The organism is Variovorax sp. GW823-FHT02B07, assembly GCF_058797695.1.
Genome location: NZ_JBXAJX010000002.1, coordinates 192,371 through 217,884, shown reverse-complemented (window position 1 = coordinate 217,884; position 25,514 = coordinate 192,371). Strand labels below are relative to the sequence as shown.

Annotated in this window: 21 protein-coding genes; 7 read left to right on the top strand and 14 right to left on the bottom strand. The window is 65.3% G+C overall.

Annotated elements, in window-relative coordinates; all coding sequences use genetic code 11:
- Nucleotides 1–229: 229 nt before the first annotated feature.
- The 7 genes from AC1RGU_RS12285 to AC1RGU_RS12255 all read right to left on the bottom strand — a co-directional run bounded on the left by AC1RGU_RS12285 (nucleotide 230) and on the right by AC1RGU_RS12255 (nucleotide 8,049).
- The gene (locus tag AC1RGU_RS12285) at nucleotides 230–1,822 is read right to left on the bottom strand and encodes a tannase/feruloyl esterase family alpha/beta hydrolase (protein ID WP_159270790.1); all 1,593 of its coding nucleotides are present in this window, start codon (nucleotides 1,820–1,822) and stop codon (nucleotides 230–232) included.
- Nucleotides 1,823–1,881: 59 nt separating this feature from the next.
- Complete coding sequence (locus AC1RGU_RS12280; RefSeq protein ID WP_492699182.1) at nucleotides 1,882–2,328, bottom strand: MaoC family dehydratase; 447 nt, start codon at nucleotides 2,326–2,328, stop codon at nucleotides 1,882–1,884.
- A complete protein-coding gene (locus AC1RGU_RS12275; RefSeq protein ID WP_492699180.1) occupies nucleotides 2,321–3,973 on the bottom strand; it encodes an AMP-binding protein in 1,653 nt (550 codons plus the stop codon). The genes AC1RGU_RS12280 and AC1RGU_RS12275 overlap by 8 nt, the downstream gene beginning before the upstream one ends.
- Nucleotides 3,970–4,710 carry a nitroreductase gene (locus tag AC1RGU_RS12270; RefSeq protein WP_159270788.1) on the bottom strand — a complete coding sequence of 247 codons (741 nt, stop codon included), beginning with the start codon at nucleotides 4,708–4,710 and terminating at the stop codon, nucleotides 3,970–3,972. The genes AC1RGU_RS12275 and AC1RGU_RS12270 overlap by 4 nt, the downstream gene beginning before the upstream one ends.
- A gap of 13 nt (nucleotides 4,711–4,723) precedes the next feature.
- Nucleotides 4,724–6,118 carry an MFS transporter gene (locus AC1RGU_RS12265; protein ID WP_159270787.1) on the bottom strand — a complete coding sequence of 465 codons (1,395 nt, stop codon included), beginning with the start codon at nucleotides 6,116–6,118 and terminating at the stop codon, nucleotides 4,724–4,726.
- A 159-nt stretch (nucleotides 6,119–6,277) separates the two neighbouring features.
- Nucleotides 6,278–7,297: an AraC family transcriptional regulator gene (locus AC1RGU_RS12260; protein WP_492699324.1), complete on the bottom strand. Its 1,020-nt coding sequence runs from the start codon at nucleotides 7,295–7,297 to the stop codon at nucleotides 6,278–6,280.
- A 146-nt stretch (nucleotides 7,298–7,443) separates the two neighbouring features.
- Nucleotides 7,444–8,049, bottom strand: a complete 606-nt coding sequence (locus AC1RGU_RS12255) for a TetR/AcrR family transcriptional regulator (protein WP_095747520.1) — start codon at nucleotides 8,047–8,049, stop codon at nucleotides 7,444–7,446.
- A gap of 132 nt (nucleotides 8,050–8,181) precedes the next feature.
- Here AC1RGU_RS12255 and AC1RGU_RS12250 point away from each other — a divergent pair, with 132 nt between their 5' ends.
- From AC1RGU_RS12250 to AC1RGU_RS12225, 6 genes are all read left to right on the top strand, one after another.
- Entirely contained in the window at nucleotides 8,182–9,027 is an 846-nt protein-coding gene (locus tag AC1RGU_RS12250) for an alpha/beta fold hydrolase (RefSeq protein ID WP_070059256.1), read from the top strand.
- A 52-nt stretch (nucleotides 9,028–9,079) separates the two neighbouring features.
- Nucleotides 9,080–10,174: an alkene reductase gene (locus AC1RGU_RS12245; RefSeq protein WP_139701796.1), complete on the top strand. Its 1,095-nt coding sequence runs from the start codon at nucleotides 9,080–9,082 to the stop codon at nucleotides 10,172–10,174.
- Between the two features lie 60 nt (nucleotides 10,175–10,234).
- Entirely contained in the window at nucleotides 10,235–11,023 is a 789-nt protein-coding gene (locus tag AC1RGU_RS12240; protein ID WP_070059257.1) for an SDR family NAD(P)-dependent oxidoreductase, read from the top strand.
- Between the two features lie 35 nt (nucleotides 11,024–11,058).
- Nucleotides 11,059–12,045 (top strand): acrylyl-CoA reductase (NADPH), encoded by a 987-nt coding sequence (acuI, locus tag AC1RGU_RS12235; RefSeq protein ID WP_492699177.1) that lies wholly within the window; start codon nucleotides 11,059–11,061, stop codon nucleotides 12,043–12,045.
- Nucleotides 12,046–12,056: 11 nt separating this feature from the next.
- Nucleotides 12,057–12,887, top strand: coding sequence for an alpha/beta fold hydrolase (locus AC1RGU_RS12230; RefSeq protein ID WP_492699175.1), 831 nt, complete (start codon nucleotides 12,057–12,059; stop codon nucleotides 12,885–12,887).
- Between the two features lie 108 nt (nucleotides 12,888–12,995).
- Nucleotides 12,996–13,997: an NADP-dependent oxidoreductase gene (locus tag AC1RGU_RS12225; RefSeq protein WP_070059260.1), complete on the top strand. Its 1,002-nt coding sequence runs from the start codon at nucleotides 12,996–12,998 to the stop codon at nucleotides 13,995–13,997.
- Between the two features lie 532 nt (nucleotides 13,998–14,529).
- Here AC1RGU_RS12225 and AC1RGU_RS12220 read toward each other — a convergent pair.
- The 5 genes from AC1RGU_RS12220 to AC1RGU_RS12200 all read right to left on the bottom strand — a co-directional run bounded on the left by AC1RGU_RS12220 (nucleotide 14,530) and on the right by AC1RGU_RS12200 (nucleotide 21,242).
- Nucleotides 14,530–15,444 carry a LysR family transcriptional regulator gene (locus AC1RGU_RS12220; protein WP_070059261.1) on the bottom strand — a complete coding sequence of 305 codons (915 nt, stop codon included), beginning with the start codon at nucleotides 15,442–15,444 and terminating at the stop codon, nucleotides 14,530–14,532.
- Between the two features lie 59 nt (nucleotides 15,445–15,503).
- Complete coding sequence (locus tag AC1RGU_RS12215) at nucleotides 15,504–16,310, bottom strand: oxidoreductase (RefSeq protein ID WP_070059262.1); 807 nt, start codon at nucleotides 16,308–16,310, stop codon at nucleotides 15,504–15,506.
- Between the two features lie 40 nt (nucleotides 16,311–16,350).
- Nucleotides 16,351–19,428, bottom strand: coding sequence for an efflux RND transporter permease subunit (locus AC1RGU_RS12210; protein ID WP_492699173.1), 3,078 nt, complete (start codon nucleotides 19,426–19,428; stop codon nucleotides 16,351–16,353).
- Nucleotides 19,425–20,540, bottom strand: coding sequence for an efflux RND transporter periplasmic adaptor subunit (locus tag AC1RGU_RS12205; RefSeq protein ID WP_492699171.1), 1,116 nt, complete (start codon nucleotides 20,538–20,540; stop codon nucleotides 19,425–19,427). Before AC1RGU_RS12205 ends, AC1RGU_RS12210 begins: the two co-directional genes overlap by 4 nt.
- An 84-nt stretch (nucleotides 20,541–20,624) precedes the next feature.
- Entirely contained in the window at nucleotides 20,625–21,242 is a 618-nt protein-coding gene (locus AC1RGU_RS12200) for a TetR/AcrR family transcriptional regulator (RefSeq protein WP_139701802.1), read from the bottom strand.
- Nucleotides 21,243–21,338: 96 nt separating this feature from the next.
- On the opposite strand from AC1RGU_RS12200, the gene AC1RGU_RS12195 reads away from it, so the two are divergent.
- The gene (locus AC1RGU_RS12195; protein WP_492699170.1) at nucleotides 21,339–22,802 is read left to right on the top strand and encodes an efflux transporter outer membrane subunit; all 1,464 of its coding nucleotides are present in this window, start codon (nucleotides 21,339–21,341) and stop codon (nucleotides 22,800–22,802) included.
- Nucleotides 22,803–22,966: 164 nt separating this feature from the next.
- Here AC1RGU_RS12195 and AC1RGU_RS12190 read toward each other — a convergent pair whose 3' ends face one another.
- Together AC1RGU_RS12190 and AC1RGU_RS12185 are read right to left on the bottom strand one after the other, a co-directional pair.
- A complete protein-coding gene (locus AC1RGU_RS12190; protein WP_492699168.1) occupies nucleotides 22,967–24,370 on the bottom strand; it encodes an MATE family efflux transporter in 1,404 nt (467 codons plus the stop codon).
- A 107-nt stretch (nucleotides 24,371–24,477) separates the two neighbouring features.
- Nucleotides 24,478–24,831 carry a DUF4148 domain-containing protein gene (locus AC1RGU_RS12185; protein WP_235926633.1) on the bottom strand — a complete coding sequence of 118 codons (354 nt, stop codon included), beginning with the start codon at nucleotides 24,829–24,831 and terminating at the stop codon, nucleotides 24,478–24,480.
- Nucleotides 24,832–25,514 lie beyond the last annotated feature (683 nt).

Genomic DNA, 25,514 nt, shown 5'->3' with positions numbered 1-25,514 from the left:
TAGGTAGGGTCAGTACGCCGCGACGCATGCCCTCGCCGCCCGCCGAAGTTGCGCGCTTCGGCGGCCAGAGGGTGCGAGAAACCAGCAGGAGGACACCGTATCCATTGAATGCATCAGCGCGTGTCGAATCCTTCCCGCGCCACCCAGAACGGGCGACGCGCGTTCTCTTCGCGAATGCCTTCACAGATCCGCCTGTGCCAACACTGCTGCGTACACAGCGCCACGACGCCTAGCTAGGTGACGTGCAGGTGAAGCTGGACGCCGCGTCGGGATCGCCGGTGCCGTTGTACTTTGGAAACTGCGGGTGCCTGCACATCGGCCGCTGCATGCCCTTGCCCGGCTCGACGCTGCGCGTGGCCACGATCTCGCGGGCGCTGGGATGGGTGCCGGTTTCGATCCAGTCGAACATCGGGGTGACGAGGTCGACGCTGTCCGGGCCCTTGCCGCCTGCCGGCGTGGCGGCGCAGTGGTCGTTGCCTGCCAGCACGTAGTACTCGACGAACCGGTCGGCCGCGGCCTGCCCGCCCGCTGCGGCGACGACCTTGCGGTAGTAGTCCGTGGTGTTGTTCTGCGTGATCAGCCAGTCGGTGGTGCCGTGCATGAGCAGCATCTTGCCGTTGCGGGCCTGGAACCCGCTCAGGTCGGGGTTGACTGCATCGATCAATCGGGCGAGGTGGTCGAGTCGGTTCGTGTATTGCAGCGGGTCGACGTTCAGCGGGTCTGCGGACGGGTCTTGCGCCACGAAGTACTTCATGTAGTCGCCGCCGAGAATCTGAAACGTGGTGCCTCCGATGGCCTGCCACGATGCGTCGTCGGCGGTCTCGCCGCCGACATAGGGAAAGGCCGGCCATGTGTAGCGACCACCCGCCACATCGGTGGGCTCGTACAGGACCTTGGCGGACGCCAGCTGCGCGTCGGTCAGGCAAGAGTCTGCGTCGGCGCCCGTGCATCGGAGCTTGGCCAGATCGGGCTTGCAGGCCTCGGGGTGGCTGATGATGCCGTCCTTCAGGCCGTCGAGTGCATCGCATTGGGACTGCATGAAGTTCGCGAGGGTCTTGACCTTCGGGATGCTCAGGCCCGCCTCGGGCTGGGCCAGCTGCTTGAGTATTTTTTGATACCAGAGGAACTGGCCCGTGTAGGCATTGGCCGGGGCGCGCGCAATCACGCCGTCGAACAGATCGGGATGCCGTTGCGCCTGGATCAACGCCTGACGCCCACCGCCCGAACAGCCCTCGTAGACAAACTTCGAGCGGCCGACCGATTCGCCATAGCGCGAGCGGAGCACGGCCTTCGCCGATGCAAGCACCTTGGGCACGGCACCGTCTGCGTAGTCCTGAAGCAACTGGGGGTCCATAGCGAAGGAGCCATTGGGATGCTTGGCCGCATCGTGTCCATGGTTCGTCGCGATGGTCGCGTAGCCGCTTTCCGCGACGCCAGGGCTGTAGGCACTGGGGTAGATGGCGCCGTCGAAGCCGCCGCCGCCGATGAACAGGACACGCTGGTTCCAGCTGCTGGGCAGCTTGACTTCGAAGGCGAGTTCCGGCGGCATCTCGCCGCGCACGGTGCAGGTCTCCGGCGTGGTGTCTGTCTGGGGCGTCAGCGTCGCCTGCGTGATCGTGGCGCCTTCGAAGGCCCGGCTCAGGAAGCTGTTGCACGCGGCCTGCGCGCTTCCGGCGGCGGACGGGAACAGCGCGGGTGGCGAGTTGCCACCACCGCTGCCGCTGCCGCCGCAGGAAGCAAGCAGCGCCGCAGCAGCCACCACGGACCACGAGGTGATGCGCCGGTGGGTGTCGCGTCGGCATGTGAGAGGGGCCATCTTCATCTTTTGTCTCCTTGTTGGGGCAATGCCCCCGTGAACGCGCACGCTGGCGCGGAAAGCACTCATGCGGCGGGCGTGAAAAGCACCGTGCCCTGCGCGAGCACGCTGGTCCTGTCGTCTGCGCTCTTGATCGCACCTTGCAATTCGAGAACGCAGCCGCCCTTCGAATGCGCGGCTATCGACGTCACGCGCCACTCGATGAGTACCGTCTCGCTCGCCCGTACGGGACGCAGCAGGTCGACCGAGAAGTTCATGCCCAGCACCTTCCCCCTCGTAGCGAAGTGACTGGCGGTCAGCCCCATCAGCAGCGAGGTGGTGTGGGTCGCACTGGCGATCAAGCCGCCGAAGCGCGTGCCCTGTGCAAACGCGGCATCGTGGTGCAGCGGGTTCTCGTCTCCCGCGGCCAGCGCGAAGGCACGCACTTGCGCTTCGTCGAAGGTGTGGGGTCGCGAGAAGCGATAGCCGGGCCCGACAGGCCCCAGGGCCGCGGCCGCTTCGCACTCAACCATGGCTCGCGAGCCGGGTGATGGCGTCCTGGCTTCCGGCCTGCTGGCGCAAGCGGAACTTCTGGATCTTTCCCGTGGCCGTCTTCGGCAAGGGGATGAAGATCACGCGGCGCGGACACTTGAAGTGCGCCAGCCGCTCGCGGCAGAACGCAATGATCTCTTGCTCGGTGGGCGCGGCGACACCGGCCTTCAGCTCGATGAACACGCACGGCACCTCGCCCCACTTGGGGTCGGGCTGCGCCACCACGGCGGCATGCAGCACCGCCGGGTGTCCATGGATGACGTCTTCGATTTCGACCGACGAGATGTTCTCGCCGCCCGAGATGATCACGTCCTTCGACCGGTCGGTGATCTGCGCATACCCGTTGGCATGCAGGACCGCGACGTCACCGGTGCGGAACCAGCCGTCGGCGAGCGCCTTGCGCGTTGCCGCCTCGTTCTTGAAGTAGCCCATCATCACGGTGTTGCCGCGCAGCATGAGCTCGCCCGCCGATTTGCCGTCGGGCACGACGGGTTCGAGGGTGTCGGCATCGCCGACCATGAGGCCTTCGAACATGGCGGCGCGCACGCCCTGGCGCACGCGCAGCGCCCCCTGCTCGGCGGGCGCTAGGTCGTCCCAGCCGTCCTGCCACACGCAACTCACCGGCGTGCCGGAAACCTCCGTGATTCCGAAGACGTGCTCCACGTCGAAGCCCATTGCCAGCACCGCGTTCAGCACGGCGAGCGGCGGCGGTGAGCCGGCCGTCAGCACGCGCACGGGGCGCGGCAGCCGGGTGTCTTTCGCCGCGTCCGCGAGCATCGCCATCACGACCGGCGCTGCGCAGAGGTGATCGATCTGATGGCGCTCGATGGCCTCCAGCACGGCGTCGGCAGACACCCGGCGCAGGCAGACATGGGTGCCCGCCGCCGCAGTCACGGCCCAGGTGAAGCACCATCCGTTCGCGTGGAACATGGGCAAGGTCCACAGGTACTTCGGCGCCCGTGGCATCGCCCAGTTCGTGATCTGCAGCAGGCTCATGAGGTAGGTGCCGCGATGGCTGGCGACCACGCCCTTGGGGTCTCCGGTCGTGCCGGAGGTGTAGTTCAGGGCGATGGGTTGCCACTCGTCGCTGGGCCAGCGACCGGCAAAGTCCGGGTCTCCGTTCGCCAGCAGCGATTCGTAGTCGGTCTCGCCGATGGGTTCGCCGGGTGGTGCGAGGTGGTCGTTGATGTCAATGACCGCAGGCGCACGGTCGAGCAGCTTCAGCGCTGCGGCCACCGTGGCGGCGAACTCGCGATCGACCATCAGCAATTTGCACTCGCCGTGGCGCAGGATGAACGCGATGCCTTCGGCATCCAGGCGATGGTTGATTGCGTTGAGCACCGCGCCGGCCAGCGGAATGCCGAAGTGGGCCTCCAGCATGGCCGGCGTGTTGGGCGCGAGCACCGAGACGGTGTCGCCCGGTTCGATGCCTCGCATCGCCAGCGCGGACGCCAGGCGATGACAGCGCTCGCGCGTCTGCGCCCAGGTTCGCGTCAGCTCGCCGTGCACCACCGCCACGCGGTTCGGATGCGCGAGCGCCGCGCGGTCGAGAAAGCCCAGCGGCGTGAGCGGCACATGATTTGCCGCGCAGCGTTCGAGGCCCCGTGCATAGGATGGCGCGCTCATGCGGTGGTCTCCTTGGAGGTGTCGTGGAAGGTCGTAAACGCGGAGACTGGCTCGCGCTCGGTGACGAGCGAGTTCTCGACCGACGAGGTGTCGGCGTAGCCCAGGCTCATGCCGCAGACCAGCATCTGGCCGGCGGGAATGTCCAGCAGGTCCGCGATCTGGCGATGGAATTTCAGGAACGCGGCCTGCGGGCAGGTGTGGAGGTTGCGGCCGCGCGCGGCCACCATCACGCTCTGCAGGAACATGCCGTAGTCCAGCAGGCTGCCCTCCTCGAGTTCGCGGTCCACCGTGAAGAACAGGCCCACGGGCGCATCGAAGAAGCGGTAGTTGCGACCGTGCTGCAGGTGCATGCGCTGCTTGTCGCCCTTGGCGATGCCGAGCAATCCGTAGAGGTCCCAGCCGACCTTGCGGCGCCGTTCCAGGTAGGGAGAACACCATTCGCGCGGGTAGTAGTCGTAGGGCTCGAGCAGCTCGCCCGACCGGCCGGGATCGTCGTCGAGCACGGCAATCGCCGCCGACAGACGGGCCTTGGCAGGCCCCGTCAGCACATGCACATGCCAGGGCTGCATGTTCATGCCGGAGGCGCTGTAGCGCGCCGTCGAGAGGATCGCCTCGACCTCTTCCCGGGGCACCGGCCGGGGCAAGAACGCCCTGACGCTGCGCCGGGTGGCAATGGCCCAGTCGACCGCTCCTTGCAGCGCGTGTGCCTCCAGCGGTGGCGCCATCATTCGGTTCATTGAGGTTTCCTTGCTATTTCGAAGCCGGGCGAATCGCCCCGCCCACACGGCCCACTTCGCCGGTGGCCGCGCGCGCGGCCTTGGCCTGGGTCGACGCGGCGCGCGACTGGTTCACGAACGACACCGCTGCCGCGCCGATGACGCCGGCCAGGGCGATCGCCATGAAGTTCTGCTCGATGGGCAGGCTCAGCGACACGAGCCAGCCGATCAGGATCGGCGCGGCAATGGCGCCGATGCGGCCGACACCCGAGGCAAAGCCGACACCCGTCGAACGCACGGCCGGTGGATAGAAATCGCCGGCGTAGGCATAGGCCAGCAGTTGCGTTCCGAGCGTGGACGCGCCCACCACGAACACGGCGACGAACAGCAGCTCGGTCGATTTCGTGTACGCGAGCGCGGCCAGCGACGCAGCTCCGACCACGTAGAACGCCACCAGCACATGCTTGATGTTGAACTTGTCGCTCAGCAGGCCGCCGCCGATTGCGCCCACGATCGCACCGACGTTGAAGACGATCACGAAGTTCAGGGCCGAGCCCAGGCTGTATCCCGCCATGGCCATGAGCTTGGTCAGCCAGGAGTTCAGCGCGTAGACCATGAACAGCCCCGTCATGAAGGCCACCCAGATCATCACGGTGCTGAACGCGCGTCCGGCATCGAACAGGGTTCGCACCGGCGCGTCGTGCAGGCGGTCGCTGGACGCGCCGACATACACGGTGCCGGCTGCGTTCGGCTGCTCCGGCGCGAGCTTGGCCGCGATCTCGCCGAGCTGCCGCTGGTCACCCTTCTTGAGGAGAAACGACAGCGATTCGGGCATCGTTTTCAGAATGAGTGGAATCAGCAGCACGGGCAGGCCGGCCACATAGAACACCCATTGCCATCCATGGCTCTCGATGAGCTGCTTGGCGGTGAGCGCGACCAGAATGCCGCCCACGGAGTAGCCCGCGAAAACCATCGTCACCAGGCGCGTACGCAGCTTCGCCGGTGCGAACTCGCCCATCTGCGCGGTCACGATGGGCAACACCCCGCCGATGCCGAGGCCCGCGATGAAGCGGGCGACGCTGAAGCCGATGGGTTCGGTGGCCAGCCCGGTCAGCGCCGTGAAGACACTGAAGAGCGCCACGCACACCGCGATCATGCGAGGGCGGCCGATGCGGTCTGCCAGGGTGCCCAGGAAGATCGCGCCCAGCATGGTTCCGAACAACGCCGACCCGGCCATGACGCCGGCGCTCGTGGCGTCGACGCCCATGTCTTTCATGATCGATGGCAGCGCGGCGCCCACGACCGCCAGGTCATAGCCGTCGATGACCAGGATCAACACGCACCACCAGAGCACGAGCCCGTGAAAGCCGTTGAACCGGGAGTGCCCCGCCAACGCGTGAATATCGACCTGCTTGCCGGCCTGCTGCATGTTTTCGTCTCCTGTCGTTTGATCTGTCGCGAGATGCGATGTCGACGGGAGGTTAGTTCTGCAGGCGGCACGCTTCCATGCCCGCGCGTCTCGATCTGGATGGGGCGTTCGGACATGCCGGCATCCCCCGCCAGCGTCGGCGAGCGCCGGCGCTTCGGCCTATTCCGGCGCGGGCGCGGACGAGCGATAGGCGCCGGGACTGACGCCTGTCCATTTCTTGAAGGCGCGATGGAAGGCGCTGGTTTCCTGGAAGCCGGTGCGCGCGGCGACTTCGGCCACCGTCAGCGACGCACTCGACAAGAGGTCGATGGCGATGTCGCGCCGCAGGTCGTCCTTCACGCGCTGGTAGCTCACGCCCTCCTGCTGCAAGCGGCGTTGCAGCGTGGTGCCGGAAACGCAGAGTTCCTGTGCGAGCTTTTCGAGTTCGGGCCACGCCTCGGGCATCTGGCTGCGCAACCTGTTGCGCACCTGGGCGCTGGTGCTTGCATCGTTGCGGTACTTGACCAGCAGGTTGGCCGGCGCTTCCCTCAGGAAGTTGTCGACCGTGGCGGGCGACTCCGCGATCTTCAGGTCCAGCAGATCGCTGGCGAAGCTGATGTGCGTGGTCTCGCCGTTGAACTTCACGTTCTCGCAGAAGCGCGTGCGGTAGTGGCTGTCGTCGCCGGGCGGCGGGCACCGGAACTGCATCTCGCGCAGGGGAATGCGCCGGTGCACGAGCCAGCACGCCAGGCCATGAACGAGGATGAACCAGGTGCCGTAGCCGAACAACCGGCGCAGCACGCCGCCGTCATGCAGCACGACGCGCGCCTCGTCGCCGTCGCAGACCAGCTCGCCGCGGAAATCGTCCAATGTGGCGTGGAGGAACCTCAGGATGCGGCGCAGCGCGTGCGCCAGGTTGTCGGCGTTGACGGCGGCGCGCGTCATCAGCGCATAGCTGCCGCGGCGAAGCCCGTGGCTGTCGAGGCCGAAGAACTCGTCGTCCATCAGGTCGGCCAGCGCCACCCACATCTGCGAATACGCCGCCGCCGAGATGCGCGCACGCGGCGCGTTCAACAGCTCACGATCAATCTTGGCGCTTTCGAGGACGCTGCTGATGTCCATGTTTCTCAGCGCCGCGGCGTGGATCGCCTCGTGCACCAGTTCAATGGACACGGTTCCCTTCAAGCCTGCAGACTTCATACGCACTCGCTCAAGAATCAGTGGTGGGGCGAGCTCTTTATAAGCGCGTTTCGCGCTGTGCAGGATGCGGCCTCGGGGGACCCGCAGCGTCTGCAGCAATGAGATGCCGCCGACCTCTGTCGTGGGCTGTCGCGGAAGTTGTGCGACTAGGTGCTCTGGGAACCGGAAGCGCCAGGCGTCATCGAGGAAAGCCTCGACAGGACGGCGCTGCGGCAGACATCCAGAATTTCATCGGCCAGTGGCGAGTCGTCAGGACACGCCCGCGACAGCACGATGGCACCGACTGCCTGCGCAATGAGGTCGATCCGCCTGGCGCGTGCGTCGCCGCCCTGATCGTCCTCCTCTGGCGCGTCGAACTGGTTTCCCAGGGTCACCAGCAGGTTTTCAATGCCGGTCGCAAACGCCGTCTTGATCGACTCCGGTTGGCGCGCAGCATCTGCGCACAGGGCGGCCATCGTGCAACCGTCACCCGGTGCATCTCGGTGTTCACGGGACAGATAGTGATGGACAAATGCCATCGCATCGACGCCTTCGGCCTTGGCGGCCGTCTGCGCAAAACCGCAGGTCGCGGCTTGCGCCATCAGGTCGGCCTTGGATTCGAAGTGCTTATAGAACCCGCCGTGGGTAAAGCCTGCGAACGCCATCAAGTCCGCAATCCCCACCCCGTCGTAACCACGCTCGCGAAACAGCGTGGAGGCCGTCTCGACGATGTGCGCCCGGTTCGCCTGTGCCTGCGCCTTGGTGACCTTCATGTCCAGGACCTCTCTAGATGTGCCATCGGTGAAGCCATGAATATACATTGATGTCGATCATCATCAAAGTCCTTGACATCAAAGATGATGATTGACATCATTAACCCGACTTACCTTGGAAGGCTTCCGAAAATGAGCGATACCCACCTGACCGCACCCACCCGCTTCGTCGAAGTGGATGGCGAAAAATTCGCCTATCGCCGCTGGGGCAACACCTCCAGCGGACAGCCCCCTCTGTTCTTCGTCCAACATTTCCGCGGCGGCCTGGACCACTGGGATCCCCTGTTGACCGATGGTCTGGCCGCAGGCCGCGAGGTCATCCTTTACAACGGTCGCGGCATTGCCTCCTCGACCGGCACGCCCCGCAACCGGATCGAAGACATGGCGGACGACATCGCCCTGGTGATCCGGGCGCTGGGTCTGTCCCAGGTCGATCTGCTTGGTTTCTCGATCGGGGGCTTCCAGGTGCAGGAGGTCGTGCTGCGTCACCCGCAACTGGTTCGAAAGCTTGTCCTGCTCGGCACCGGACTGCGCGGCGGCGATCCGAAGATGGAGCCCAGGGTGTTGGAGGTCGCGCCGAACCCCGTGCCGACCGCGGATGACTTTCTCTACCTGTTCTTCGGCCGCTCGGAAGCTGCCAAGCAGGCGGGTCTGGCCTTCTGGGAGCGCCGCCACCAGCGCGCCGACCAGGACCCGCCCAGCTCGATGGCCGTCGCTCAAGCCCAAGCCGAGGCGCACGCCGCCTACCTGCAGCCGCTGCCGGGTGCGAACCCCTATGCCTTCCTGAACGCCGTCACGCAGCCGACCCTGGTGCTCAACGGCGTCGACGACATCATGATTCCCACGATCAACTCCTGGCATCTGTCGCAGAACATTCCCAACGCGCAGCTGTTGATCTATCCCGACGCCGGACACGGCGCGCAGTTCCAGTATCCCGAGCGCTTCCTGCAACACGCGATCCAGTTCCTCGAGGAGTGATGCCGTAGCGCATCCCGTCCCCGCCCGATCAACGACGACACAGCAAACAAGCATGACTGACAAGACGCTCTTCGAGCCCTACACACTTGGCTCACTCCAACTGTCCAACCGCATCGTGATGGCGCCGCTGACGCGCAATCGGGCAGGCGCGGGTCTGGTGCCCAGCGAGTACGCCGCCACCTACTACGGTCAGCGCGCCTCGGCGGGCCTGATCATCACCGAGGCCACCCAGATCTCGGCCGATGCCCAGGGCTACCAGGACACCCCGGGTCTGTACACGCCGCAGCAGATCGACGGCTGGCGCAAGGTGACCGACGCCGTTCACGCCAAGGGCGGGCGGATCTTCGTGCAGTTGTGGCACGTGGGCCGTATCTCCCACGTCGACCTGCGCCCTGGTGGCACCGCGCCGGTGGCCCCCTCCCCCATCCGCGCCGCGACCAAGACCTTCGTCAACAACGGTTTTCATGACGTCTCCGAGCCACGTGCCCTGACCCTGGATGAGATTCCAGGCATCGTCGAGGATTTCCGCCAGGCTGCGGCCCATGCAATCACTGCGGGGTTCGACGGCGTCGAGGTCCACGGTGCCAACGGCTACCTGCTGGAGCAGTTCATCAAGGACGGTGCCAACACCCGGACCGACGCGTACGGCGGCTCCATCGAGAACCGCGCGCGCCTGTTGCTCGAAGTCACGGCCGCCGTGGCGAAGGAAATCGGTGCCGAGCGCACCGGTGTGCGCCTCTCGCCGGTGTCGTCGGCCGGCGCCATTTCGTCCAGCGATCCGCAGTCGCAGTACGACTACATCGCCGAGCAACTCAATGCGATGGGCATCGTCTACCTGCATGTGGTCGAAGGCGCCACCGGGGGTCCGCGCGATGCCGCACCGTTCGATTTCGACGCCTTGCGCACTCGCTTCAAGAACACCTACCTGGCCAACAACGGGTATGACCTCGAACTGGCCAACGCCCGCCTGATCGAGGACAAGGCCGACCTGTTCGTCTTCGGCCGCCCCTTCATCAGCAACCCCGATCTGGTCGAAAGGCTGGAGATCGGCGCACCCCTCGCCGCGCTGGACCCCACCACGCTGTATGGCGGTGGCGCCAAAGGCTACATCGACTATCCGACCCTCGCTGATTCCAGCGTCCGGTAGTCGTTTTTCCACGCTGCATATCGCGGCATGGACTCACCCTTTCGATCACGAGCAAAACACATGACCTCTCATTCCACTGTTCTCATCACGGGCGCCTCGACCGGCATTGGCGCCATCTATGCCGACCGCTTCGCACGCCGCGGCCACGACCTCGTGCTGGTGGCGCGCGACAAGGCGCGGCTGGAAACGCTCGCGGCGCGCCTGCGTGAGGAAACCGGCGCTGCCGTCGATATCCTTGCGGCCGATCTGACCCAACCCGGCGACCTGGCCGCCGTCGAGACGCGACTGCGCGAGGACGCCAGGATCGAGACCCTGATCAACAACGCCGGGGCCGCACTGTCCGGCCCGTTCATCGACCAGTCGACAGACGATGTCGCCCGCTTGGTCAGCCTCAACACCACCGCACTCGTGAGGCTGGCGAGCGCCATCGCCCCGCGCCTGGTGCAGGCCGGCAAAGGCGCGATCGTCAACATCGGCTCGGTGGTCGGCCTGGCGCCCGAGTTCGGCATGTCGGTCTACGGCGCGACCAAGGCCTTCGTGCTGTTCCTGTCCCAGGGGTTGAGCCTGGAGCTCGCGCCCAAGGGCGTCTACGTGCAGGCGGTGTTGCCGGCCGGCACCCGCACCGAGATCTGGGAGCGCGCGGGCATCGATACCCGTGCGATGCCCGACCTGATGGGCGTAGAAGAGCTGGTGGATGCCGCGCTGACCGGATTCGACCGCCGTGAACTCGTGACCATCCCGCCGTTGCACGATGCCGCGCGCTGGGAGGTGCTGAACACGGCACGTCAGGCCCTGGTCGCGGACATTCGGCAGGCGCACGTGGCGGAGCGTTATCGCACCGCCGCCTGATACGGAAAAAAACTCCAGAACGGAAGGAACAGCACATGACATTCAAGGCACTGCTCGCCAGCAAGACCGGCGACACCATTTCAAGCAGCCTGGTCGACTTCAAGGAAGAGGACCTGATGCCGGGCGACGTCACCGTCGCGGTCGAGTACTCGACGGTGAACTACAAGGACGCGATGGCGCTCAGTGGCCGGTCACCGGTCATTCGCCAGTTTCCGCTGATTCCGGGCATCGACTTTGCCGGTGTCGTCGAGTCGTCGACTTATCCCGGCATCGCAGCCGGCGACCGTGTGCTGGCCAACGGCTGGGGACTGAGCCAGACGCACCACGGCGGCTTTGCGCAAAAGGCGCGGGTGAGCGGTGATTGGCTGGTCAAGGTTCCCGAGGTGTTTTCGACCCGGGATGCCATGGCCGTCGGCACCGCCGGGTACACCGCCATGCTGTCGGTGCTCGCGCTCGAGCATGGTGGCCTGACGCCCAAGCACGGCGACATCCTGGTGACGGGCGCCAATGGCGGCGCCGGCTCCGTGGCGATCGCGCTGCTGTCGAGCCTGGGCTATCGCGTGATCGCGTCGACCGGGCGTCTCGAGGAATCCGATTACCTGCGTGCGCTGGGCGCGGCGGACATCATCGACCGTCACACCCTGTCCGAAGCGGGCGCACCGATCGCCAAGGAGCGATGGGCCGGGGCCATCGATTCGGTCGGCAGCCATACCTTGGCAAACGTCCTGGCGCAGACCCGGTATCGCGGCGTGGTCGCGGCCTTCGGGCTCGCACAGGGCGCGGACCTGCCGGCATCCGTCCTGCCCTTCATCCTGCGCAACGTCACCCTCGCCGGTATCGACTCGGTCAATGCGCCGCAGCCTGCGCGGCTGCAGGCGTGGTCGCGTCTGGCCAGCGACCTGGACCTGGACAAGCTGGCACGGACCACCAAGGTGATCGGATTGGCAGAGGTTCCTGACGTTGCCAGCCAGGTACTCGCAGGGAAGATCCAGGGGCGCACCATCGTGGATGTGAACGCCTGACCGGATCGCGCATGCCCTTCATCGACGCTCCCAACCTCTCGATCGATGTCGACGGGACTGTATTCGCGTACCGCGACCTGGGGCCGCGCGATGGCGTGCCTCTGGTCCTGCTCAACCACTGGGGCGCGGTCCTCGACAATTTCGACCCGCGGATCGTCGATGGACTTGCCCGCAGGCATCGCATCATCGCCATCGATTACCGAGGGATCGGCGCTTCAGGCGGAACAGCGCCTGTGACCATCGATGCGATGGCGCGGGATGCGATCGCGCTGGTCCACGCACTGGGCTTCGAGAAGATTGATCTGCTTGGCTTCTCCCTCGGAGGATTCGTGGCGCAGGACATCGTGCTGAAAGCCCCCGGCCTGGTGCGCCGACTCATCCTGACCGGCACAGGGCCGGCAGGCGGCACAGGCATCGAACGGGTCGGAGCGGTCTCCTGGCCGCTGATAGTCAAAGGCCTGCTGACGCTGCGGGATCCGAAGACCTTTCTGTTCTTCACCTCCACGGCCAACGGTCGTCAAGCCGCGAAAGCCTTCCTGGAGCGACTGAAGGAGCGCAAGGCGGATCGGGACAAGGGGCCGACGCCCCCTACCTTCCTGCGACAGCTGAAGGCCATCAAGGCCTGGGGCCGGCAGGTGCCCCAGGATCTGGGCGGCATCCGCATCCCTGTGTTGATTGCGAATGGCGACAACGACATCATGGTGCCCACTGTGAACAGCCATGACATGGCGCGTCGCATCCCAGGCTCGCAACTGGTCATCTACAAAGACGCTGGGCATGGCGGGATTTTCCAGTACCACGGCGAATTCGTGCCCAAGGCGCTGGCCTTTCTCAATGACTGAACGACGGCATCTTTTGCAACCGGCTTCAGGCCGACTTTCCCGACCGCCCCCTGTGGGGCGGGGCTGCCCGAAGCGCATTCAACCAAACACTCTGGAAAAAAGTCGCCCATGAAAGCGTTCATCATCGATCGTTACGGAAAGAATGAAGTTGGCCGCATCGGCGAAACGCCCGAACCCGAGGTGCGGGACGATGACGTCCTGATCCAGATCCACGCGGCGAGCATCAATGCCCTGGACTCGAAGATCAAGAGCGGCGAATTCAAATTGATTCTTCCCTACCACTTCCCCCTGATCCTGGGCAACGACCTGGCCGGTACGGTTGAGCGGGTCGGCGCTCGCGTTCGCAGCTTCAAACCGGGCGACGAGGTCTATGCGCGCCCCGACGACGATCGCATCGGCACCTTCGCCGAGTTCATCGCCGTCAAGGAATCGTCGCTGGCGCTGAAGCCCAAGAATCTCAGCATGGTCGAGGCCGCATCCGTTCCTCTGGTGGCCCTGACCGCCTGGCAGGTGCTGGTCGAAACCGCCAAGCTGAAAAAAGGACAGAAGGTTCTGATCCATGCCGGCTCCGGCGGCGTCGGCACCATTGCCATCCAGCTTGCCAAGCATCTCGGGGCATTCGTGGCCACGACCACCAGCACGGCCAACGTCGCCTGGGTGAAGGCCTTGGGCGCGGACGTCGTCATCGATTACAAGCAGCAGGATTTCGCCACGGTGCTCCGCGACTACGACGTGGTGTTGAACAGCCTCGGCAACGGCGAGCTGAACAAGTCCCTCCAGGTTCTCAAGCCGGGCGGGCATCTCATCTCCATCTCGGGGCCGCCCACCCCGGCGTTCGCCATCGCGCGAGGACTGGCCTGGCCGCTCAGGCAAGTGCTGCGCCTGTTGAGTTTCAGCATCAGGAACAAGGCAAAGAAGAACGGGGGCCACTACACCTTCGTCTTCATGCGGGCCGATGGGGCGCAGTTGCGAGAGATCACCGCCCTCATCGAGTCAGGCGCCATCCGCCCGGTCGTCGACAAAGTGTTCCCATTTCAGGACACCCACAAAGCACTGGCCTACGTCGACAGTGGGCGCGCCAAGGGCAAGGTCGTGGTGCAAGTGGTGTAGCTGCCGCCTGCCTGCGCTAGCGTCTTTGATCAGGCCCTTGCCCCGCCGACTCAGGCCATCGCACGGCCGACGCGCAAGCCTCCGATGGCCTTGGCGTTCTGTACCCGCTCTGCATGACCAGGAGATCGACCTTGAGTTCATACACAACCGCCCGCATCGGCAAGCGCGCACTGGTGACCGGCGCATCTAGCGGCATCGGTGCGGCCATCGACGCGTGGACCCACATTTTCGCTGACGCTTGAACCGCCTGTATTCCAACGCGCACGCCTGTGGTTCTGCGCATCGGTGCGCAGAAGCGGGTCAGCGTTCGATGGAAAAGTGGGGCCAATGAGCGTGGGAATCCACATCAAAGGCCTCCCGCAGAAACGCGGAGTTCGAAACCTTCGAGATCCCGAAGGACTTGGACTACGACGTGGCCGTCCCAGCGGACGACATCAGGGCGCCTGGTCACGCCGCAGCAAGCTGGTTGCGCGATCCTGCTCGCTTCAGTGACAACCCGCAGGGAGGCGCGCATCCTTCGCACGTTGCCAGCTCACTGCGCGTCGATCCTCATCCGCGAACCTGTAGGCTTCAACCGGCTCACTAGAAAATCCAGCAGTGCCCGATGCACCGCCGTGCTGTGCCGGCGCTCCAGGTACACAGCGGACAGCCACATGTCGCTGCGAACGAACTCCGACAGCACGGGCACCAGTCGCCCGCTCTCGACGTAAGGCGCGAGCATCACCGAGGGCAAGTAGACGACGCCTGCGCCAAGCAGCGCCGCCTGGATGAGCGGACTGGCTTCCGTCGCATCCAACGGTCCACGGACCGGGACCTCGAGTGGCTGACCGTCGACTTCGAAGCGCCACTTGGGCAGCGGATTCAGATGGCTGCTGAACAGCGCGATGTGATGCGCAAGTTCGCCCGGATGAGCTGGCACACCATGCTTACGCCAGTAAACGGGAGCCGCGCAGACAGTGAGCTCCATCGATACCAGTTTTCGAACGATCAGGTTCTCATTGGCTGACGCGCCGAAGCGAAGCGCGATGTCGACGCCTTCCTCCGCAAGATCGACCATGCGGTTTGTGAGCACGAGACTGATGCTGACCTCCGGATAGTGGCCAAGAAAGGCGTTGATCAATGCCGGCAATTCGGTCAGTTCCATGCCGTAAGGCGCCGAGATGCGCACGCGCCCGCTGGGGATCCGCGCGCGGTCCTGGAGCTCGGCTTGCGTGACGTCGGCCAGTTCGAGCATGGGCCTGCTTCTTTCGAGCAGCAAGGCGCCAGCGTCCGTCAGGCTGACGGCATGGCTGGTCCGGTTCAGCAATCTGACACCGAACCGGCTCTCGAGTGCCGCGATGTATTTGCTGACGGTGCCCTTGGACAGCGAAAGATGCTTGGCCGTGCGGGAGAAGCTCCCCGAAGTGGCGACCTCGCTGAATGTGCGCAGGAGATCCAGGCTGTCCACAAATGCTCTCCTTCTTGTTGGTCAGGGCGACGCTCGGTACAAGCATCTCGGACAGGTGCTCAGACGAGCCCGAGTTTTTTCCTCAGGCTCGCATCCACCGGTCCCGCCGGCATGAAGCGGCGCAATTTCGTCAACAGAGACGCCTCCCCCGGCGGCGTGCAACGCATTCGCCACGGGCCCAGCGCCGCCTCGACGATGGTGCTCGCCACGCCGTGCGGCTCGGGCGCACTGCTCACGCTCTCGGCCACGGAGAGCGTCACCAGTTCGCGTTCGCGGTCATAGCCCGCGATCCGCGCCTTGACACGAGGCGCATTGGCATCGAGGTTGGTCCGGGTGAAGGCCGGCTGCACCAGCGTGGCACGAATGCCGAACTGGCGCACTTCATGGTCCAGCGACTCCGACAGCCCTTCCACTGCGTGCTTGGTGGCCGCATAGAGTCCCATGTACGGAGCCGGAAGCACACCGAGCACGGAACTCACGTTGACGATTCGCCCGCGGCGTTTTTCACGCATGTACGGGAGCACCGCGCGCGTCGTGCGGAGCATGCCGAAAACGTTGGTATCGAACAGCACTGCAGCCTCGGCTGTCGCGGTTTCCTCGACCGCGCCGATCATCATCATTCCCGCGTTGTTGACCAGCACGTCGATGCGCATGGCCCGGTCGATGACGGATTCGATGCCCCTCTGGACAGAGCCTTCGTCGCGGACGTCCATTTCGATGAACTCCACACCAGGCAGCGCGGGTGCCTTGCGCAACTCGCGAACGGTACCGAAAACCCGGCAGCCTCGCGCCACGAACATTTCCGCGGCGGCACGTCCGATGCCCGAGGACGCGCCAGTCACTACGACGACTGATGAACTCGACATGACTGGTTCCTTCGATCTTGATGAATGATGATGAAGCGCATCAGTGCGCGGGCTGGGTCGCGTTGCCTGGCCTGATCCTGAACCAGATCGAATACATCGCCGGCAGGAACACCAGTGTCAGGATCGTCCCCGCGAAAGTGCCGCCGATCAGCGTGTACGCCAATGCGCCCCAGAACACCGAATGCGTCAGCGGAATGAACGCGAGGATCGCCGCCAACGCCGTCAGGATCACGGGCCGCGCTCGCTGCACCGTCGCCTCGACCACCGCGTGGAAAGGGTCCAGCCCCTCCTGCTCGTTGTGGTGGATCTGCCCCAGCAGAATCAGCGTGTTGCGCATCAGAATCCCCGACAGCGCGATGAGCCCAACCAGCGCATTGATGCCAAATGCCTGCTGGAAGATGAGCAGAGTTGGCACCACACCGATCAGTCCCAACGGGCTGGTAAGGAACACCATGACCATCGCCGACATCGAGCGCACCTGGAGAATGATGATCAGAAGCGTGACCGCCAGCATGATCGGGAACAGCGGCAGCATCGCCGCGGTCGCCTTCTCCGATTCCTCGATGGAGCCGGCCTGGACGATGCGGTAGCCCGCGGGCAGCTTTTCGATGATCGGCTGCAGCTGCTTGGTGATCGCGTTCGACACGTCCGGCGGCTGCGTTCCGTCGGCGATGTCGCCCTGCACCGTGATGGTGGGCACGCGGTCGCGTCGCCGCATGACCGGCTCTTCCATGCGCATCTCGACCTGGCCGACCTGCGACAGCGGAATGCGTTGACCGCCGGCACCGGCGAGCGTGAAGTCCGCGATGCGGGCCGGGTCGAGACGCGTGTCGCCCGCCGAACGGGCGACGACCTGCACGGTGCGGATGTCTTCGCGCACGGTCGTCACTGGCACGCCGCTCAAGAGGAACTGCAGTTGTTGCGCCACGGCATTGGAGCTTAGGCCCACGGCCTGCAGACGGTCCTGATTCAAGGTGAAGTGCAGCGCGGGCGTGCGGGTGCCCCAGTCGGTGCTGACGGTGCGCATCATCGGGCTCGCATCCATGACCTGACGCACGTCGGCCACGATCTTCCGCAATTCGTTTGCATCGGGCCCCGTGACACGGTAGGCCACCGGGAACGGCGAGTACGGGCCGAACACCAGTTGGGTCACCCGCAGCCGCGCCTCGGGCGCCAAGCCCTGCGCGATGGCCTCGCGCAGCCGCAGCTTCAGGGTGTCACGCTCTTCCTGGCTGGCTGTGCGGATGACGATCTTGGCGAAGGCCGGGTCCGGCAGTTCCGGGCCCATGGCGAAGAAGAAGCGCGGTGCGCCCTGGCCGATGTAGGACGTGACGATCTGTGCCTCGGCTTGCTTGGACAGCCAGGCCTCGACTTTCGCCGTCGCGTCGCTGGTCTGCGTGATGGCCGTGCCATAGGGCATCTGCACCTCGACCAGGACCTCGGGGCGGTCGGAGATCGGGAAGAACTGCTTCTTCACGACACCCATGCCGAGGATGGACAGCACGAACAGCGCGATAACGGCGCCTGCGACCAGCCACTTGCGTGCGATCACGCGCTCGAGCACGCGACGCAGGCGGTTGTAGCGCGGCGTGTCGTAGATCGCGGCGTGCCCGCCTTCGATTTTCTTGAGGTTCGGCAGCAGCTTCACGCCCAGGTACGGGGTGAACACCACCGCGACGACCCAGGAGGCGATCAGCGCGATGCCGACGATCCAGAACATGTTGCTCGTGTACTCGCCCGCAGTCGATGGTGCAAAGCCGTTGGGCATGAAGCCGACGGCGGTAACCAGCGTGCCCGAGAGCATCGGCGCCGCCGTGTGACTCCACGCATAGGCCGATGCAGCGATGTGGCTGTAGCCTTCTTCGATCTTCACCACCATCATCTCGATGGCGATGATGGCGTCGTCCACCAGCAGGCCCAGCGCCAGGATCAGCGAGCCGAGCGTGATGCGATCGAAGTTCTTGCCGGTGGCGGCCATGACCACGAAGACCACGGCCAGCGTGAGCGGCACGGCTGCAGCGACAACCAGGCCCGCGCGCCAGCCCATGCTCAGGAAGCTCACCAGCATCACGACCAGCAAGGCCGCGAAGAACTTCATCATGAATTCGTCGACCGATGCGGCGATGTTGACCGACTGGTCCGTGACCTTCGACAGGCTCAGGCCCAACGGCAGTTCGGCATTGATGGCGCGGGCTTCGGCGTCCAGCGACTTGCCCAGGTCGAGCCCGTTCCAGCCCTCTTTCATCACGACGCCGATCAGCAGGGCCGGTTCGCCGCCGTTGCGGATCATGAAGGTGCTTGGGTCTTCATAGCCGCGCTTGACCGTGGCGACGTCCGACAGCTTCAGGGTGCGCCCTTGCGCGACCACCGGCGTGTCCCGGATCTTCTGCAAGGTGTCGAAGGCACCGTCCAGGCGAATGAAGACCTGCGGACCTTTGGTTTCTACCGACCCGGCCGGGCTCAGCGCATTCTGGGCATTGAGCGCGGCGAACACATCCTGCGGGCCGATGCCCAGTGTGGCCAGCCGGTCGTGCGCGAACTCGACGTAGATCCGTTCGGGCTGCTCGCCGGCGATGTTCACCTTCTTCACGCCCGGCACGTGCAGCAGCCGCTGGCGCAGCGTTTCCGCATCGCGCACCAGCACGCGCTGCGGCTCTCCCTTGGCCTTGAGTGCGAAGAGGGCGAAGGTGACGTCGGCGTACTCGTCGTTGATCATCGGGCCAATCACGCCCGCCGGAAGATTGCCCGCTTCGTCGCCGACCTTCTTTCGTGCTTGATAGAACTCTTCTTGCACCTTGGAGGGTGGCGTGCTGTCCTGCAAGGTCAGCGTGGTGAACGCGAGACCGGGCCGCGTGTAGGTTTCGGCGCGATCGTAGTAGCGCAGTTCCTGCAGGCGTTTCTCGACCTTCTCGGCGACCTGGTCCTGCATTTCCTGCGCCGTGGCGCCGGGCCAGGCCGTGATGATGGTCATCACCTTGATCGTGAAGGCCGGGTCTTCCGCGCGCCCCAGCTTGAAGAAAGCGACGAGGCCGGCCAGCGAGATCAGCAGGATCAGGAACAGGGTGATAGCGCGCTCACGGACTGCGAGCGCCGACAGATTGAGACGGCCTTCGCTCATGGACGGGCTCCGCCACCCGCAGGCGCCGCGGCCGCGCCGGCAACGCGCACCTCTTCACCCTCGCGCAGCAGGTGCGCGCCGAGTGCGATCACGCGATCGCCCTGCTTGAGCTCGCCCGTGATCTGGGCGCGGTCGTCTTCCAGCGACTCCACCGTCACCGGCTGCCAGTGCACCTTCGCCGGATCACCGGTGATGACCCAGACCCCCGGCGCCTTGCCGGCGTCGAACAGGGCGCCGATGGGCACCTGCACACCGTTCTTCGCGACGACCTTGCCATCCCCTACGTGGACTGTCACCGTGGCGCCCAGGGGCGCGTTGGCGAGCTCGCCATCGAGCACGTAGCGCGCCTCGAAGGTGCGCGTGAGCTTGTCGGCTGCATCGGAGAGTTGCCTGAGCTTGACGGCCACCGCAACACCTTCCCTGCCGAACAGCGTGGCCTGGCCGACGGAGCCGATGACCGGACGTAGCGTTTCCGGCAACTGGACCACGGCCTCCCTGCGCCCGGCCTGCGCCAAGCGGACCACCGGCTGCCCGGGGTTGACGACCTGGCCAGGCTCGGCCAGCGTCTCGAGCACCGTGCCGTCCGCGTCGGCAACGAGTTCCGAATAACGACTGGAATTGCGCGCAACCTCGGCCTGCGCTTCGGCCGCACCGAGCTGGGCCTGGGCCGCATCCGCCGCCGCCTTGACCTGGTCGTACGCCGAGGCGGAAATGGCGCCGGTGCCGCGCAGATCGCGGTAACGCGCTTCTTCGTCGCTCGCCTGCTTTGCACGCGCCCGTGCAGCGCTGACAGCCTCCTGCTGGGCACGCGCCGCCAACCTCAGGTCGACCGGGTCGATGCGCATGAGCAACTGCCCGCGCTTGACCGTCTGGCCCGCGTCCACGAAGCGCTCCAGCACCTTTCCGGAGACGCGGAAACCCAGGTCGCTTTGAACCCGCGCGGCCACGGTGCCGGTGAACGAGCGCGATGCCGACGCGGCCGTCTGGACGGTGGCTGCGCGCACCAGCGGCGCCTGGGTGCGCGGATCGGGCGGCGCCTTGTCGTCGCAGGCGGCCAGCGCAAACGGCAAGACGCAGACAAGTGCAGATGTAAGGAAGCGGCGCGAGTGCATGAGGGGCCCATAGACGAATCGATCAGGGCCCCGATTCTGATAATAGTGACCATTTTAGTCAATGGTCACATTCGATTTATATCTTCAAGGAGACAGACTGCGCAGCACCAGACCCGACAGCTGGGCCGGCGCCTGGTCCGTGTAATGAGCGCTGAGCTGCAGGATCACGGGGTTGATATAGGGGTGCATGACCAGATAAATGGCCGCCGCCGCCTCGTCGATCGGCGTCTTGCGCTCGAAGTCGCCCGACTCGCGGCCCTGCTTCAGCAGCTCGATGAGCATCTGCCGGATGCACTCTTCATGGGCAATGGCCGAAGGCCAGCGCTCGCTGGCCGCCGAGATGGCGATCTCGTAGAGCTTGCGGTCCTGGAAGAACAGGCGCAGGCCCGAATCGACAATGGCCTTGAACATACGGCGCAGCTTCTCGGGCGGGCTTTCGACCCCGTCGACCGCCACGCGGATGCCCTCCTGGATCTCGCGCAGGCAGTTCGCGCAGATCATTTCGCCAATCGCCTGCTTGGACTCGAAGAACTTGTAGATGTACGCCTTGGAGAAGCCGATGGCCTTGGCGAGGTCGGAAACCGTGGTCTTCTCGTACCCGTACTGGCTGAAGTGCTCGGTGGCCGCGACGACGATCTGCGCGCGCACGTCGTGATCGGCCGGCCCCCGCGCTACAGGCGGAGAAGAAGTTGCATTGCTCATGACCAGAGCTTACCGCCCGGACAAACAAACGACAACAAGTGACCATATTGAATTATAGTCACAAACCTTTTCCTGTCCACCGTCCCGGAGCAACCCATGTCCCAACGTACTCTTGCCCTGCCCCTGCTGTTCAGCCTCCTCGCAGGCTGCGCTGTCGGGCCTGACTATGTCCGACCTGCCCCGAGCCTGCCGGACCGATTCATCGGCGCGACAGCCCTCGACCAGCGATCCGCCACCGCCACCGCCGAGCTGGTGGCGTGGTGGACCGGCTTCGGAGATGCACGACTGGCCCGCTATGTCGAACTCGCGCTGAAACAGAATCTTGACCTTGCGCAGGCATCCGCCCGCGTGACGCAGGCCCGGGCCGGGCTCGGTGCGGCGAATGCGGCGCTGCTGCCCTCGGGCAATCTCGGCGGACAAGCCGCCAGGGCCTACCAGTCGGTGGAGACGCCACTGGGCCAGGTCCTGAACTCGCAGCCAGGGTTCGATCGCTACGGCAACGCCTACGAAGCGAGTCTCGGCGCAAGCTGGGAGCTGGACATCTTCGGCGGCCTGCGCCGGGGACGCGAGGCAGCGCTGGCCGACTACCAGGCATCGGAGGCCGGCGCGGCCGCCACGCGCTTGGCCGTGGCCGCGCAGACCGCAGACATCTACATCACGCTGCGCGGCCTACAGGCCCGCCTCGACGTGGCACGGCGGCAAGTCGCCACGCAGCAGGACCTGCTGTCGAAGATCAACCTCCTCTACGGCAAGGGGCTGGCCGCCGAACTCCAACTGAGGCAAGCCGAAGGTGCCCTGGCGCAGGTCCGTGCATCTGTGCCAGTGTTGGAGGCGGGCGAGGCCGCGGCCATGAACGCGCTCGACGTGATGCTGGGCGCGACGCCGGGCGCGCACCGCTCCGAATTGGTGGCGGGGGGTGTCATTCCTGTCGCACCGCGCATCGGCGCCACCGGATCACCCGGCGATTTGCTGCGGCGGCGGCCCGACCTGATCGCTGCCGAGCGGCGCCTTGCGGCATCGAACGCGCGCATTGGCGTGGCCATGGCCGAGTACTACCCGAAACTCTCACTGGGGGGAACGATCGGCAGCGCCACGTCCGTGGCCAGCGGCAATCTGTTCACCGGCGGCGCCAGCCAGGCTGCGGCCCTGCTCGGCCTGCGCTGGCGGCTGTTCGACTTCGGGCGCATCGACGCGCAGATTGCACTCGCCAAGGGGCAGGACGCGGAGTTGCTCGCAGCCTACCGGCTCGCTGCACTGCGTGCGACCGAAGACGTGGAGAACGCCTTCTCCGCCCTGGTCAAGCGTGAAGAACAAGCCGCTTTGCTCGCGCAGGGCGAGGCATCGCTCGGTCGCGCGCGAGGGGCATCGTTCGCGGCTTATCAGCGAGGTGTCGTCAGCCTGATCGAAGTGTTGCAGGCGGACGAGAGCCTGCTGCGCGTGGCCGATGCGAGAGCGCAGGCGCAAACGGAGTCGGCGCGCGCGGCGGTCAGCGCGTTCAAGGCGCTGGGCGGCGGCTGGCAGGCTGAGCCCCTCGAAGCGGTGGCCATCCGCTCGCATTGAGACACTGAATACGTCCCGGCAACCCGGGCGATCCGACAGACTCGCCCGTTGCGCTCGAAAACACCGGTTCGTCCGACCTCCACGCCGAAGGACAGAGAGACGCAGCGACATCGCACAGATGTACAGCTACAAACCTCCTGTGCCGCAGCACGAAGCGTGTGACTCTAGCGTCTTTCCCAATCTCCTCGGGCGAAGCCCCACACCGTCACTGCGGCGCCGACGATGGCGCCCCCAGCCACCAGCAGGAAGGCAGACTCGAGGCTGAGCCTCCCCGCGAACACCAGCGCCACTGCGGACAGCGCGCACGCGAAGCGCAAGACACCGGCCGCGAGCGGCCAGCCGACGCGCCGCGCGCCCTGCCCCGCGAAATACAGTGACAACGCGACGGCAATGAAGCCGAACACCGGGCCCATCACCCTCAGGTACTGCTCCCCGACGGCCAATACGTCGGGGTCGCTCGCGAAGTGAGACATCCACAGTCCAGGAAAGAATGCCACGCCGAGGCCCAGCACTTCGAGCAACCCAGCAACGAACAATGCGTTCACCAGCGCAGCGCGCCGCGCACGCACCACATCGCCGGCGCCAATGCAGGTTCCAACCACGGTGACGGCGGCGGTGCCAAAGCCGAACATCACGGGAACCAGCAACATTTCCAGTCGAGACGCGATACCGTAGCCCGCGATCGTCGACACGTTGAAGGCGCCTGCAGCCGCTGTGATCGCGGCAATTGAAAGCGTCGTCATCGCCGCGTTGAGGGTCGACAGCAAGCCAACGCCAAGGATGGCACCGAAGTGATCACGCCGTAGCGGGTGCCGACGAAGTCGAAGCCTCGAGCCCGCGGATCGCATGGAGGCAACGATCGCCACGAGCGAGCCTGCACTGCACAGCACCTGCGCCACGCCCGCACCGGCGACGCCCATCCGCGGAAACCCCAGCCAACCCAGGATCAGGACGGGAGAAATAATGAGCCCGACGCCAACGCCGCCGAGCATGATCAGTGCTGGAGTTCTGACGTTGCCCGCACCTCGCAAGGCTGACTGCAGCAACGTCGGAATCCAGAACAGCACCGCGCCGCCAAAGAGAATGTCCGAGTATCGAATCGCCTGCTGCAAGGACGCGCCTGTTCCACCCAGTTCACGGTAGAGCATCGGACCCGCGGCGATCACAGCCAAGGCGAACAGTCCGCCTGCGATGATCGCGATCACGACGCTGTGCCACACGAGACTTTCGGCTTCGTCTTGCCGCCCGCCGCCGAGCGCCCGCGCGACCGCCGAAGAAACCCCGCCTCCGACACCGCCGTTGGAGACCATGGTCATAAGCAACATGACGGGCACGACTAACGAGGCCGCTGCGATAGCGTCGACACCCAGCCCGCTCACGAAGTAGGTTTCTGCCACGCTCAGCACCGTCTGCATGAGCATCACGGCGACCGTGGGCACCGCGAGGCGAATCAACAGCGGCAGCAGCGGCGCGTGCAGCAAGGGGTTGGCGACGCCCGAGTTGACCTTGGCGGGCAAAGGGGCTGGCTCCAAGGCTCTGGCGGCGTCAGCAGTGAGGGAAGTTGTCATCAGGTGTCCACCCTTGGCTGGCATGTGTGTGATGGGCACCCGCAACTCCGGGCTCTCCTGCCGACCGTTTTTTTCTTACCGCACGCGGAGCGTGAAGCAGTCGTTGCTCAATTGGCCTTGGCGCGCAGATCGGCCGGGTGCGGCATCGTCGAAATAACTTTGCTGTTCACACGAGAGCCGGAGCCGACATTCTGGTCGGGCCTCAGGTTGTAGTGAACGGCCTCGGCTTCAACGAGAGAACGCGCCGTCGAAACAGCCATGGTCTCGGGACCGCGAGAACCGCGAACCACGTTCTGGTCGGGCGCTTTGGCGGTGCGCACGGCCTCGGCATTCACCTCATCGCGCGTCTTGCTGGAGAAGGCCTTGTGCACACCGTCGTACGCCTCTGCGTGGGCGCCGGCCGCGACCAGGAGGGTCAGAACAGGGGCCGATACGATCTTCATGGCTGTCGTGAGATTCATGGAGGTTCCAAAGAAAAAGGTTGGAGCAAAACGCTTGCGGGTCTCGTCTCGAGAACCTGCAGATCAAGTCTTGCGCCAAATTCGACTTCGGCAGTCATGCGATCAAGACACGCCACGTTTCCGTAGCCGAAACCTTCTGCATCGCAGCAACGGGCCTTCCAGCATGCCCGTCCCGGCGGGCTTTGAGAATCAAGTCGCGCGCCCGAACGTCTGGAGCGCGCGTTCCAGTCGTTCGTCCTGAGATTGATCGCCAGAGAGGAATCGGAAAGACCTGCGCTCGTAAAATCGGCATGCGCACATCAGGCGCGGATCGGAAAACTAGTTCACACGTCACATCGCGATCAAACCTCTTACGTTTGTCTGCTGTAACGAGATCTTCGATTCGCCCGGGTGCACCCATCTGCTCGTAGATATCAACGCCGCGTCGCCATGCTAATGCTCATTCGCACATTGACTCTCTCGAGCAGTGGACTGCCAGCACCGGAGCCCGAAGCCGAACGCCGCAGACCTAACCGACGATAACCAAAGGCACGTCAATGCTCCCTTATCGGCGGCTGAGAACGCACCGCAAACGGTAGGAACATGCTGCACCCAGGCCGGCAGCTCGTCCCTGCGAGTGGCAGGTACGCAGCGACACCCGACATCCCTCGGCCTCGCGCGAATGGCTACTATCGGCGGCGGAT

Bases quoted from the DNA above. Each gene is read 5' to 3' on its own strand.
- AC1RGU_RS12245 (WP_139701796.1), top strand. From the start codon at position 9,080: ATGACTGACAAGACGCTCTTCGAGCCCTACACACTTGGCTCACTCCAA.
- AC1RGU_RS12190 (WP_492699168.1), bottom strand. From the start codon at position 24,370: ATGACAACTTCCCTCACTGCTGACGCCGCCAGAGCCTTGGAGCCAGCC.
- acuI (WP_492699177.1), top strand. From the start codon at position 11,059: ATGACATTCAAGGCACTGCTCGCCAGCAAGACCGGCGACACCATTTCA.
- AC1RGU_RS12200 (WP_139701802.1), bottom strand. From the start codon at position 21,242: ATGAGCAATGCAACTTCTTCTCCGCCTGTAGCGCGGGGGCCGGCCGAT.
- AC1RGU_RS12205 (WP_492699171.1), bottom strand. From the start codon at position 20,540: ATGCACTCGCGCCGCTTCCTTACATCTGCACTTGTCTGCGTCTTGCCG.
- AC1RGU_RS12275 (WP_492699180.1), bottom strand. From the start codon at position 3,973: ATGAGCGCGCCATCCTATGCACGGGGCCTCGAACGCTGCGCGGCAAAT.
- AC1RGU_RS12215 (WP_070059262.1), bottom strand. From the start codon at position 16,310: ATGTCGAGTTCATCAGTCGTCGTAGTGACTGGCGCGTCCTCGGGCATC.
- AC1RGU_RS12210 (WP_492699173.1), bottom strand. From the start codon at position 19,428: ATGAGCGAAGGCCGTCTCAATCTGTCGGCGCTCGCAGTCCGTGAGCGC.
- AC1RGU_RS12280 (WP_492699182.1), bottom strand. From the start codon at position 2,328: ATGGTTGAGTGCGAAGCGGCCGCGGCCCTGGGGCCTGTCGGGCCCGGC.
- AC1RGU_RS12270 (WP_159270788.1), bottom strand. From the start codon at position 4,710: ATGAACCGAATGATGGCGCCACCGCTGGAGGCACACGCGCTGCAAGGA.
- AC1RGU_RS12230 (WP_492699175.1), top strand. From the start codon at position 12,057: ATGCCCTTCATCGACGCTCCCAACCTCTCGATCGATGTCGACGGGACT.
- AC1RGU_RS12260 (WP_492699324.1), bottom strand. From the start codon at position 7,297: ATGAAGTCTGCAGGCTTGAAGGGAACCGTGTCCATTGAACTGGTGCAC.
- AC1RGU_RS12225 (WP_070059260.1), top strand. From the start codon at position 12,996: ATGAAAGCGTTCATCATCGATCGTTACGGAAAGAATGAAGTTGGCCGC.
- AC1RGU_RS12255 (WP_095747520.1), bottom strand. From the start codon at position 8,049: ATGAAGGTCACCAAGGCGCAGGCACAGGCGAACCGGGCGCACATCGTC.
- AC1RGU_RS12195 (WP_492699170.1), top strand. From the start codon at position 21,339: ATGTCCCAACGTACTCTTGCCCTGCCCCTGCTGTTCAGCCTCCTCGCA.
- AC1RGU_RS12250 (WP_070059256.1), top strand. From the start codon at position 8,182: ATGAGCGATACCCACCTGACCGCACCCACCCGCTTCGTCGAAGTGGAT.
- AC1RGU_RS12285 (WP_159270790.1), bottom strand. From the start codon at position 1,822: ATGAAGATGGCCCCTCTCACATGCCGACGCGACACCCACCGGCGCATC.
- AC1RGU_RS12240 (WP_070059257.1), top strand. From the start codon at position 10,235: ATGACCTCTCATTCCACTGTTCTCATCACGGGCGCCTCGACCGGCATT.
- AC1RGU_RS12185 (WP_235926633.1), bottom strand. From the start codon at position 24,831: ATGAATCTCACGACAGCCATGAAGATCGTATCGGCCCCTGTTCTGACC.
- AC1RGU_RS12265 (WP_159270787.1), bottom strand. From the start codon at position 6,118: ATGCAGCAGGCCGGCAAGCAGGTCGATATTCACGCGTTGGCGGGGCAC.